Here is an 11,212-nt window from a genome sequence, read left to right as displayed (position 1 = left end):
GCCGGTGCCGTCGTCGATCACGGCCAGCTCGGCGCCGACCTCGACGGTCTCGTCCTCGGCCACCTTGATGGAGGCCAGGACACCGGCGACGGGCGAGGGGATCTCGGTGTCGACCTTGTCGGTCGACACCTCCAGCAGCGGCTCGTCGGCCTCGACGCGCTCGCCCTCGGCCTTCAGCCAGCGGGTGACAGTGCCCTCGGTGACGCTTTCACCGAGCGCCGGAAGGGTTACGGAAACCGCCATGGTTTCGGTTGCTCCTTACGAATTGCGGAAGTCTGTGTCGTCGTCCGACCGAGGGGGTCAGTCGTGGGAGTGGAGAGGCTTGCCGGCCAGCGCCAGGTGGGCCTCGCCGAGCGCCTCGTTCTGCGTCGGGTGGGCGTGGATGAGCTGCGCGACCTCGGCGGGCAGCGCCTCCCAGTTGTAGATCAGCTGGGCTTCGCCGACCTGCTCGCCCATGCGGTCGCCGACCATGTGGACGCCGACCACGGCACCGTCCTTCACCTGGACGAGCTTGATCTCGCCGGAGGTGTTGAGGATCTTGCTCTTGCCGTTGCCCGCGAGGTTGTACTTCAGAGCGACGACCTTGTCCGCGCCGTAGATCTCCTTGGCCTTGGCCTCGGTGATGCCCACGGAGGCGACCTCGGGGTGGCAGTAGGTCACCCGGGGGACACCGTCGTAGTCGATCGGGACGGCCTTCAGGCCGGCCAGACGCTCTGCCACCAGGATGCCCTCGGCGAAGCCGACGTGCGCGAGCTGGAGGGTGGGGACGAGGTCGCCGACGGCGGAGATGGTCGGGACGTTCGTCCGCATGTACTCGTCGACCAGGACGTAGCCGCGGTCCATCGCGACGCCCTGCTCCTCGTAGCCGAGGCCGGCGGAGACCGGGCCGCGGCCGACGGCGACGAGCAGCAGCTCGGCTTCGAACTCCTTGCCGTCGGCGAGGGTGACCTTGACGCCGCTCTCGGTGTACTCGGCCTTCGAGAAGAAGGTGCCCAGGTTGAACTTGATGCCGCGCTTGCGGAACGCGCGCTCAAGAAGCTTGGAGGAGTTCTCGTCCTCGAGGGGGGCGAGGTGCTTGAGGCCCTCGATGATCGTCACGTCGGCGCCGAAGGACTTCCACGCGGAGGCGAACTCCACGCCGATGACACCGCCGCCCAGGATGATCGCGGACTGGGGCACGCGGTCCAGGACGAGGGCGTGGTCCGAGGAGATGATCCGGTTGCCGTCGATCTCCAGGCCCGGCAGCGACTTCGGCACGGAGCCGGTCGCCAGCAGGACGTGGCGGCCCTGGATGCGCTGGCCGTTCACATCGACGGAGGTGGGGGAGGAGAGCCTGCCCTCACCCTCGATGTAGTGCACCTTGCGGGACGCGATCAGACCCTGCAGTCCCTTGTACAGGCCGGAGATGACACCGTCCTTGTACTTGTGGACGGCCGGTACGTCGATGCCCTCGAAGGTGGCCTTGACGCCGAACTGCTCGCTCTCGCGGGCCTGGTCGGCGATCTCGCCCGCGTGGAGCAGAGCCTTGGTGGGGATGCATCCCCGGTGCAGGCAGGTGCCGCCGACCTTGTCCTTCTCGATCAGGGCGACGTCCAGTCCCAGCTGGGCCCCGCGCAGCGCCGCGGCGTAACCGCCACTACCACCGCCGAGGATCACTAGGTCGAAAACGGTGCTGGCGTCGTTCGCCACGTCACGTCCTCCATGCATGTGCGCCGTACGCCGGTCGTCAGCGACCGGGCGGCGGCTGGTGTCCGGCCGCTCTTTCTTCGGCCCTGTGGTGGGGGCCCTGTCCTGCCGAGCCCATCTTCGCACTTGTCGAGGCCCAACGAGACGCCGGGCCCGGGTGTGAGACGCCACACGCTCACATGAGAGACGTTGAATTGGTGAGACACCTGGGTGCGACCCCCTAGGGGCGCGGGGAACTGCGCGACCGGCCACAACCGACCCGCAGTCGCCCACGCACCTAAAGGCGTCGAGCTATTGGGCGAACCTCAGCCCAGGTCACCCGCAGCAGTCAGCTCCGCAAGCCGCACCAGCGTCCGCACAGCAGACCCGGTCCCACCCTTGGGCGTGTACCCGAACGGCCCGGCCTCATTGAACGCGGGCCCCGCGATGTCGAGATGCGCCCAGGTGATCCCCTCGCCCACGAACTCCCGCAGGAACAGCCCCGCGACCAGCCCGCCACCCATCCGCTCACCCATGTTGGCGATGTCGGCGGTGGGGGAGTCCATCCCCTTGCGCAGGTGCTCCGGCAGCGGCATCGGCCAGGACGGCTCGCCGACCTCCTCGGCCGCGTCGACGATCGCCGCACGGAAGGCGTCGTCGTTCGCCATGACCCCGAAGGTCCGGCTTCCCAGAGCCAGGACCATGGCACCCGTCAGCGTCGCCACGTCCACGATCGCGTCCGGCTTCTCCGCCGACGCGGCCCACAGCGCGTCGGCGAGCACGAGCCGGCCCTCCGCGTCCGTGTTGAGGACCTCGACGGTCTTGCCGCTGTACATGCGCAGCACGTCACCGGGCCGGGTCGCGGAACCGGACGGCATGTTCTCGGCGAGCGCCAGCCAGCCGGTGACGTTGACCTCGAGCCCCAGCCGCGCGGCGGCGACCACCGCGGCGAACACGGCGGCCGCACCGCTCATGTCGCACTTCATCGTCTCGTTGTGCCCGGCCGGCTTGAGCGAGATGCCGCCCGAGTCGTAGGTGATGCCCTTGCCGACGAACGCGAGGTGCTTGGTGGCCCCGGCGTGCGTGTACGACAGCTTCACCAGGCGCGGACCGGCCGCGGAACCGGCGCCGACGCCGAGGATGCCGCCGTAGCCGCCCTTCTCCAGGGCCTTCTCGTCGAGCACCTCGACCTTGATGCCGTGCTCCTTCGCCGCGGTCTGCGCGACGGCGGCGAAGGCCTCGGGGTCGAGGTCGTTCGGCGGGGTGTTGATGAGGTCGCGGGCGCGGTTCAGCTCCTCGGTGACCGCCAGCGCGCGCTCCACGGCCGCCTTGTACTCCTTGTCGCGCGGCTTGCCGCCGAGCAGGGCGACCTCGCCGAGCGGGCCCTTGCCCTTGGCGTCCTTGCCGTTGTCCTTGTACGCGTCGAAGGAGTACGCGCCGAGCAGCGCGCCCTCGGCGATCGCGCCGGCGTCGGCCGCGTCGGCGAGGGGCAGCGCGAAGGCGGCCTTCTTGGCACCGGTCAGGGCGCGGGCGGCGACGCCGGCGGCCCGGCGCAGCGCCTCGGCGTCGTACGCGTCGCCGTCCTTCGGCTCGGCGCCGAGGCCCACCGCGAGCACGAGCGGCGCCTTGAAGCCGGCCGGGGCGGGCAGCTTCGTGATCTCGCCTTCGGCACCGGAGGCGCCCAGGGTCTCCAGGACGCCGGCGAGCCTGCCGTCGTACGCCTTGTCCACGGCGTCGGCGCCCGGTGCGACGACCGGGCCCTTGCCGCCCTTGCCGACACCGATCACGATCGCGTCGGCCCGCAGGCCGGGCGCCGCGGCGGTGCTGAGAGTGAGAGCAGTCACAGTGGTGAATTCTCGCTTCCGATGTGAAGTTTCCGCGGTCGAACGGGGTGGGTCGACCGGGCCCGACAACCGACCCTATTTCCGACCTGCGGCGGCGGTGGACACAGGGGGCTGGTGACGGCCCAGAACGGAGCCTACGCGCGTGTGCGCGACGGAGCGTTCGCGCGGGGGGCCTCGGCGCACCGCGCGCCACCGGACCTGGGGGACCATCTCCGGGTCCCCCGCCCCGCACCCTGGAGCCCGCCCCGCGAGACGCCCCACCGCGCTGTTCCCCCTGTCGGCGGACGCCTGGACACCTCCGTCGACGTCCCGGTCAACGAACAGTGCGCCCAGGGCGGTCTTCCACGTCGAGTACGAACTCCCGCCGCCTGAAGCTGAGTTCACTGGAGAAGAAGTACGAGCTGGGAGCCTGGCGCAAGGCCTGTTGAGCAACTCCGGTCCTGTCGAACACGCCTAGGGGCAGCCCACTAGGGGCGCGGGGAACTGCGCGACCAGCTCCCACGCACCCGCACTCACTCACCCGCCCAACGAAAGCACCACAAGCGCAGTCGTAGCCGCAGTCTCCGCAAGCCCCCCGAACACGTCCCCAGTGACCCCACCAAACCGACGCCTACAGTGCCGGAGCAGGAGTTCGGCCACGACCAGCGCCACGACAACCGCAACAACCGCCCGCACCCTCCCCTGCCCCCCGAAGAACGGCCCGAGCGCCGCAGAGATCACCAAGTAGGACAGGGTCACGGCCACCGCACCCCCCACCGGCACAACCCCCGCGACCGCGGCCCCCAGCCCCTCCGGCCGAGCCGCAGGCACCCCCGTACGGGCGCCCCAGGTCAACGCGAGCCGCGCAGCGGCCGCGGACACGATCGCCGCAGCCGCCCCCCGCCCCCACGAGTCGCCGTAGAGCTGCGCCAGCACGGCCACCTGGGCCAGCAGAACGAAGACAAGGCTGAGCACCCCGAACGGCCCGATGTCCGACTGCTTCATGATCCGCAGCGCGTCCTCCGCGGGCTTCCCGCTGCCGAGCCCGTCGGCGGTGTCCGCGAGCCCGTCGAGGTGCAGCCCCCGGGTGAGCACGGCGGGCACGGCAACCGTGGCGACAGCCGCGAGCAGCGCGCCCGCGCCGAGAAACAGCAGCAACAGCCCGAGCCCGGCCGCACATCCGCCGACGACCACCCCGACGACCGGCGCCGCCATCATCCCGGCGCGCGCGGCATCACGGTCCCAGCGAGTCACCCTGACCGGGATGACAGTCAGCGTGCCGAACGCGAAGCGGAGGCTGCCGAGAGCCGGGGTCTTGGACACCGGCGCAGGTTACCCGGCGGTCCGGGGAGCGGTGACGGCGGCCATCGTTAAAGTGCACATATGGGACATTGGCTGCACCGCAACATCGTCGAGCCGGGCAAGCTGCCCCTGCTCCTCGCGCTGACCGCCTTCGTCCTGACGTTCGTCATCACGCGTGTCATCACCCGGCTGATCCGCGCGGGCAAGGGCCCCTTCGGCAACATCAAGGCGGGTGACGTGCACATCCACCACGTCGTCCCGGGCGTGGTCCTCTCCGTGCTCGGCGGCTTCGGCGCGGTGGCCAGCACGCGCTACGGCGTCGGGTCCGCCCTGTTCGCGATCGTGTTCGGGATCGGTGCGGGCCTGGTGCTGGACGAGTTCGCGCTGATCCTCTATCTCGACGACGTGTACTGGACCGAGGCGGGCCGCAAGAGCGTCGAGGCGGTGGTGCTCACGGCGGCCCTGGTCGGTTTCGTCCTCGCCGGCTTCTCGCCCTTCGGTGTCAACGACCTCTCCGCCGCCGAACTCCACGACCGCGCCGGCGTGATCGTCAGCGTCGGGGTCAACTTCCTCTTCTCCCTCATCGCCCTGAGCAAGGGCAAGGCCCGTACCGCGGTCTTCGGCGTCCTCGTCCCGCTGGTCGCCCTCGTCGGCGCGATCCGGCTGGCCCGCCCGGGTTCCCCCTGGGCCAAGCGCTTCTACCGCAGGCGCCGCCACCGGGCCCGGGCCCGCTCGACCCTCCGCGCCTACCACCACGACCGCCGCTGGGCGGGCCCGCGCCGGGCCATCCAGGACTGGATCGGCGGCAAGCCGGACCCGGTACCGGCACGCATCCCCGGCCGGCAGTGACCGAGCCTCACCCGGAACCCGCACGGATCCCCGGCCGCCGGTGACGGAGCCCGGCCGCGCCTACCGCACGCGCAGCCGCCGGTGCCGTAGCGCCGAAGCCAGGCACAGCAGACCCACCGCGATGATCGCCGCCAGGTGCTCCTTGCCCGCGAGGTTGCCCTTCAGCATGACCTCGATCGCCATCGCGCCGGTCACCGCGAGTGCCGTCGCGTACGCGCCGTAGCGCCACGCGACGAAGACCGCGAGGCCGACCACCGCGGCCGAGGGGCCCGTGTCCACGACCAGGCGGTCGGAGCCGGGCAGCCCGAAGGGGTTGTCGAAGCCGAGCCAGATGCCGAGGCGGGCGTAGAGCGTGCCGGCGAGGGTCGCGGCGTAGGCGATGACCAGGGTGCGCCAGCGGCCGATGCAGATCTCCGCGATGCCGAAGACGAAGAGGATCTGGGCCAGGGCGCCCCACACCGGGAGGTCCAGCGCCGGGACGAAGAGGGAGAGCGGGGTGCGGAGGAGGGCCAGCCACAGCGGGTCCTCGGCCCGTACCGCCCCCGCGTCCTGCACCAACTGGTAGCCCCACGACTGGTTCTGCACGAACTGCAGTGCCGCCGTCAGCAATACCGCCCCGATCGTCATCGGGATCGCCCGCCAGCGCTGCTTCAGCAGTGGCTCGCGCACGGTGACGTAGAGCAGTCCCCATTCGGCGCGGGCCCAGCGGGCGAGGCGGTTCATCTGTGCGTCTCCAGGTGCTTGCGGTGCAGCCACTTCGGCAGTCCCGGCGCCTCCAGGAACCCTTCCGCGCGCGCCGACGCGAGGCCGATGCGCAGCAGGTCCGCGCTCTTCTCGAAGAGCAGGAACCGGGGTTCCCAGATGGGCCGGTACTTGGCGTTGGCGCGGTACAGCGACTCGATCTGCCACCACCGGGAGAAGAAGCTGAGGAGTGACCTCCACAGCCGCAGCACCGGTCCGGCGCCGATCCGCGCCCCCCTTTCGAAGACCGAACGGAACATGGCGAAGTTGAGCGACACCTGGGTGATTCCGATTTCCTGGGCGCGGCGCAGGAGTTCGATCACCATGAACTCCATGAGGCCGTTGTCGGAGTCGCGGTCCCGGCGCATCAGGTCGAGGGACAGCCCGTGCGGGCCCCACGGCACGAAGGACAGCACCGCTCTCAACTCGCCCTCCCCGTCCGTGCATTCGAGCATCACGCACTGCCCGTCGTCCGGGTCCCCGAGCCGCCCCAGCGCCATGCTGAACCCGCGCTCGGTGGCCCCGTCCCGCCAGTCGTCGGCCCGCTTCAGCAGGTACGCCATCTCGTCGGCCGGAATGTCCTCGTGACGGCGGATGCGGACCGTGTACCCGGCGCGCTTCACCCGGTTGTAGGCCTGCCGTACGGTCCGCATGGCACGCCCCTCCAGCGTGAAGTCGGCGACCTCGACGAGGGCTTCGTCCCCGAGTTCGAGGGCGTCGAGCCCGTGTCGCGCGTAGACGGTGCCGGCCTCCTCGCTCGCGCCCATGACGGCCGGAATCCATCCGTGAACGCGGGCTTCCGCGAGCCAGGGCTCGATCGCGCCGGGCCATGCCTCGGGGTCGCCGATGGGGTCGCCGGAGGCCAGCGACACCCCGCCCACGACCCGGTAGGCGACGGCCGCCTTGCCGGTCGGCGACCACACCACGCTCTTCTCCCGGCGCAGCGCGAAGTACCCGAGCGAGTCCCGCTCGCCCTGCCGCTCCAGCAGCGCGCGCAGCTTCTTCTCGTCGTCCTCGGTGAGCGGGTCGACGGCGCGCCGGGAGCGGAACGCGGCGTAGAAGACCGCGAGGACCAGGACGGTGCTGAGCACGTTGATGGCGACATTGACCCAGTTCGGGGTCCAGATGCCGGGGAAGCGGTTCTCCGGGGCGGCGATCGACACCAGCCGGAACGAGCCGTAGTGCCAGCGCTCCAGGAACGTCGAACGGGACGCGTCGTGCGCCTGGTTGGTGACCGTCACCAGCAGCGCGGCCAGCAGCGAGGCGGCCAGCGTGCCGCCGACGGCGACGACGGCGGCGAGCCGGGGGTTGGACCGGTCGCCCTTCGCGTAGAACTCCCGGCGGCCCACCAGCAGTGCGGCGACGAAGGCCGCGGTCAGCGCCAGGGAGATCCAGTTCTGCGCGTACTGGCGGATCTCCTGGAACGACATCGCGAACCCGAACAGCGCCAGGAACAGCCCGCTGACCACCAGGTTGAGAATCCACGCGGCGCGTTTGCGGCGGCGCATGGTGATGGCGAGGAACGCCGTGAACACCCCGGACGCGAAACCGGCCGTCAGCAGATACGGCGTGAAGAAGTTCTCCTGGTTGTGCCGTCGTACGTCCTGCCCCAGCGAAACCCACGCCGCGCTGAGGAAGTTGATGAACGCGACGGCCCGCAGATACCAGACGGCGAAGGCCGCGGCCCGCCGCGAGGCGCCTGAGCTATGACGTTCTTGAACGGGCCCGACCCGGACATCTCCCATGAAGGAGGATCATATGGGTGTTGTTGCGGCGAACGTTTCTTTTCCGTCGCCGCAACGATCACGCTCGGATCACTCCTCGGGCTTCTCGGCCTCTTCGGGCTCCGCCGGTTCCTCCGGCTTGAGCGGGAGTTCGGCCGCCAGCGCCGCCGCGGCCTGCACCAGCGGCAGCGCGAGCAGCGCGCCCGCGCCCTCGCCGACGGTCACCCCGTGGTCGAGCAGCGGCTCCAGCGCCATCCGGTCCAGCGCCTTCGCCTGCCCCGGCTCCCCGCTGTTCTGCCCGGCCAGCCACCAGTCCGGCGCCCGGAACGCGACCCTCTGACCCACCAGCGCACAGGCGGCGGCCACGACTCCGTCCAGGATCACCGGCAGCTTCCGTACGGCACTCTGCAGCAGGAACCCGGTCATCGCGGCGAGGTCGGCGCCGCCCACCGTCGCCAGGAGCTGCAACTGGTCGCCCAGCACCGGCCGGGCCCGCCGCAGCGCGTCCCGGATCGCCGCGCACTTGCGCATCCACGCCAGGTCGTCGATCGCGAGGCCGCCCCGCCCGGTGACCACGGACGCGTCGGTGCCGCACAGCGCGGCGATCAGCACGGAGGCCGGGGTCGTACCGCCGACGCTCACATCGCCGAGGACCACCAGATCCGTACCGGAGTCGGCCTCGTCGTTCGCGACGGCGACACCCGCCTCGAACGCGGCCGTCGCCTCCTCCAGAGTCAGCGCGTCCTCGATGTCGATCCGCCCGCTGCCCCGCCGTACCCGGTGCTTCACGACCTCGTCGGGCAGCGAGTCCGGCTCGCAGTCCAGGGCCATGTCCACGATCCGCACCGGCACCCCGAGCCGCCGGGCGAGCACCGCCGCCGGGCTGCCGCCCTCCAGCACCGACCGCACCAACTCCCCGGCGCTGCCCGCCGGTCGGGCCGACACACCGAGTTCGGCGACCCCGTGGTCGCCCGCGAACAACACCACCCGCGGCCGTTCGACCGGCCGCACCGGCACGGAGGACTGCGCCGCCGCCAGCCACTCACCCAGGTCGTCGAGTCGGCCCAGCGACCCGGGCGGCACGATCTGACGTTCACGCCGCGCCTCGGCGTCACGGCGCACCCCACCGTCGGGGCGCTCGATCAGATCGGTGAAGTCGTCGAGATTAAGCGAGCTCATTCGCCGAACAGTACCGGCAGCGATCGCGCGCGACAGAGCCACATGGCCACCACGCGCCCCGGACGTCCTTGCCTCCAAGATCGGTATCCCGTACGTATCGTTTTGTGCCGTTTTGCCGTACGTTCCCGGGAGCCGCCATGAACAGCCTGCGCACCCGCGTCAGCGCCCTCGACGAGCGCCGCCGTCACCGGATGCTGGCCCGCGCGATCCTGCGCCTGCTCCCCGAACCGGAGAGCTGGCTCGACGTCGGCACGGGCGACGCCCACTTCCCCGAGACCGCGAAGGAGCTCTTCCCGTACACCTCCTTCGACGGCCTCGACCCCACCCCCCGAGCCGTCCGGGCCCGCGCCGCCGAACGCATCGAGGAGGCCTACGCCGGCCATCTCACCGACCCGCACATCACCTCCGCCCTGCACGCCCGCTACGACGTCGTCAGCCTCCTCCGCGACCGCACCCCCGCCCCCGACCCCGCCGCCGAACTCCACGCGGCCCTCACGGTCCTGCGCCCCGCCGGCCTCCTCCTGATGGAAGGACGCCCGGACGACCTGCGCGCCCAACTGGAGCCCCACGACTGCGAGATCGTCCCGGAACCCCGCCGCCTCCCGGACCGGCTCCCGGCCCCGCAGCGGCTGATCGCGCGCCGGAAGCCGTCAGCCCCGTAGTGCGATCGCCTGCCCCGCGACCACCAGCAGCACGTGCTCGCACTCGCCGGCGATCGCCGCGTTCAGCCGGCCCAGCTCGTCGCGGTACCGGCGCCCGGACGCGGTCGCCGGCACGATCCCCGAGCCGACCTCGTTCGACACGGCGACCAGGGTCCGCCGGGTGGCCCGCACGGCGGCGGTCAACTCCCTTACCCGCTCCCGGAGTTGCTTCTCCCCGCCGTCCCCCCACTCCGTGTCGTCCCACGCCCCCACGGAGTCCATCGCGTCCGTCAGCCACAGCGACAGACAGTCGATCAGCAACGGCGGCCCGTCCTCCGCCAGCAAGGGCACCAGGTCGCACGTCTCCGCCGTACGCCACGACCCCGGCCGCCGCTCCCGGTGCGCGGAGACCCGGGAGGCCCACTCGGTGTCCCCGTTGCGCGAGCCGCCGGTCGCGACGTACAGCACATCGGGAAAGGCCTCCAACCGCCGCTCGGCCTCGACCGACTTCCCGGACCGCGCCCCGCCCAGCACCAGCGTCCGCCGCGGCACATCGGGCACATCCTCGTAGACCCCCACGGTCAGCGTCGACCCGTCCGGCACGGCCCGCGCCCCCACGGCGGCCAGCCGCCGCGTCAACTCCGCGCCCGGCGGAACGTCGTGGTCGAGATGCACGGCGATCACATCGGTCGCGGGCCCCATCGCCCCCACCGCCCGCAGCTTGGCCAGCGCGTCCGGTCGCCCCACGACATCGGCGAGCACCATGTCGTACGACTCGACGCTCCCCTCCTCCAACCCGGCCGGCGCGGCCCCCGGCGGCAGATACAGCACCCGCTGCCCGTCGGGCCCCGTGACGGCGTACCCGGTACCCGGCGCGTCCATCGCCACCGCCCGCACCCGGTGCCCGGTCAGCAACGCCAGCTCCCGCCCGTCCGGCACCCGCCCCGGCTGCGGCAGCCCCACCGGCACCTCCACCGCGGGCCCGTCGTGCGGATGCGACAACAGCACCTGCCGCACACCCCCGAGCGAATGCCCGGCCCGAGCCGCAGCGAAGGCGGCCCCCGGTGTCAGATCCAGCAACAGCGTCCCGTCCACGAGCACAGCGGTGGCAGCCCGGGCATCCACCCCGAGCGACACGGCACAGGCAGCACAGGGACAGTCGAGGCGGGGGAGTCCAGCGGGGGCACCGGTGCCGAGCAGAGTGAGTTCCACGAATCCGATTTTCACCGTTCACCAGTGAACATGCGCACCCTGGACCCACGTAGGGGCGCGGGGCTGTGACATTTGC

General features: G+C 71.5%; 10 protein-coding genes and 1 pseudogene. 3 read left to right on the top strand and 8 right to left on the bottom strand.

Annotated features, from left to right (window positions below; all coding sequences use genetic code 11):
• The 3 genes from SSP08S_RS57880 to SSP08S_RS53305 form a co-directional block, all read right to left on the bottom strand.
• Nucleotides 1-243, bottom strand: a 243-nt coding sequence (locus SSP08S_RS57880; protein ID WP_019075830.1) for a biotin/lipoyl-containing protein, incomplete at its 3' end; no start/stop codon positions are given.
• A gap of 57 nt (nucleotides 244-300) precedes the next feature.
• Entirely contained in the window at nucleotides 301-1,689 is a 1,389-nt protein-coding gene (lpdA, locus tag SSP08S_RS53310) for a dihydrolipoyl dehydrogenase (RefSeq protein ID WP_019075829.1), read from the bottom strand.
• Between the two features lie 302 nt (nucleotides 1,690-1,991).
• Nucleotides 1,992-3,509 carry a leucyl aminopeptidase gene (locus SSP08S_RS53305; protein WP_019075828.1) on the bottom strand — a complete coding sequence of 506 codons (1,518 nt, stop codon included), beginning with the start codon at nucleotides 3,507-3,509 and terminating at the stop codon, nucleotides 1,992-1,994.
• A gap of 325 nt (nucleotides 3,510-3,834) precedes the next feature.
• Here SSP08S_RS53305 and SSP08S_RS64865 point away from each other — a divergent pair.
• A pseudogene (locus SSP08S_RS64865) lies at nucleotides 3,835-3,937 on the top strand (endo alpha-1,4 polygalactosaminidase); the annotation flags it as partial.
• Between the two features lie 88 nt (nucleotides 3,938-4,025).
• Here SSP08S_RS64865 and SSP08S_RS53300 read toward each other — a convergent pair.
• Nucleotides 4,026-4,811 (bottom strand): adenosylcobinamide-GDP ribazoletransferase, encoded by a 786-nt coding sequence (locus SSP08S_RS53300; protein WP_019075827.1) that lies wholly within the window; start codon nucleotides 4,809-4,811, stop codon nucleotides 4,026-4,028.
• Nucleotides 4,812-4,871: 60 nt separating this feature from the next.
• On the opposite strand from SSP08S_RS53300, the gene SSP08S_RS53295 reads away from it, so the two are divergent.
• Nucleotides 4,872-5,639 carry a hypothetical protein gene (locus SSP08S_RS53295; RefSeq protein WP_019075826.1) on the top strand — a complete coding sequence of 256 codons (768 nt, stop codon included), beginning with the start codon at nucleotides 4,872-4,874 and terminating at the stop codon, nucleotides 5,637-5,639.
• Nucleotides 5,640-5,699: 60 nt separating this feature from the next.
• Here SSP08S_RS53295 and SSP08S_RS62975 read toward each other — a convergent pair whose 3' ends face one another.
• From SSP08S_RS62975 to cobT, 3 genes are all read right to left on the bottom strand, one after another.
• The gene (locus SSP08S_RS62975; protein ID WP_019075825.1) at nucleotides 5,700-6,362 is read right to left on the bottom strand and encodes a hypothetical protein; all 663 of its coding nucleotides are present in this window, start codon (nucleotides 6,360-6,362) and stop codon (nucleotides 5,700-5,702) included.
• Nucleotides 6,359-8,125: a phosphatidylglycerol lysyltransferase domain-containing protein gene (locus tag SSP08S_RS53285; protein WP_019075824.1), complete on the bottom strand. Its 1,767-nt coding sequence runs from the start codon at nucleotides 8,123-8,125 to the stop codon at nucleotides 6,359-6,361. The genes SSP08S_RS62975 and SSP08S_RS53285 overlap by 4 nt, the downstream gene beginning before the upstream one ends.
• 69 nt (nucleotides 8,126-8,194) lie before the next feature.
• A complete protein-coding gene (gene cobT, locus SSP08S_RS53280) occupies nucleotides 8,195-9,283 on the bottom strand; it encodes a nicotinate-nucleotide--dimethylbenzimidazole phosphoribosyltransferase (RefSeq protein ID WP_019075823.1) in 1,089 nt (362 codons plus the stop codon).
• A 137-nt stretch (nucleotides 9,284-9,420) separates the two neighbouring features.
• Here cobT and SSP08S_RS53275 point away from each other — a divergent pair, with 137 nt between their 5' ends.
• Nucleotides 9,421-9,945 (top strand): methyltransferase domain-containing protein, encoded by a 525-nt coding sequence (locus SSP08S_RS53275; protein WP_019075822.1) that lies wholly within the window; start codon nucleotides 9,421-9,423, stop codon nucleotides 9,943-9,945.
• Here SSP08S_RS53275 and SSP08S_RS53270 read toward each other — a convergent pair.
• Entirely contained in the window at nucleotides 9,934-11,136 is a 1,203-nt protein-coding gene (locus tag SSP08S_RS53270) for a bifunctional adenosylcobinamide kinase/adenosylcobinamide-phosphate guanylyltransferase (protein ID WP_026179604.1), read from the bottom strand. The genes SSP08S_RS53275 and SSP08S_RS53270 overlap by 12 nt on opposite strands.
• Nucleotides 11,137-11,212 lie beyond the last annotated feature (76 nt).

Source organism: Streptomyces hokutonensis (assembly GCF_000376565.1).
Taxonomy (GTDB): Bacteria; Actinomycetota; Actinomycetes; order Streptomycetales; family Streptomycetaceae; genus Streptomyces; species Streptomyces hokutonensis.
Note: the sequence above shows the minus strand (reverse complement) of the source record. Positions and strands in the feature narration are given on the sequence as shown.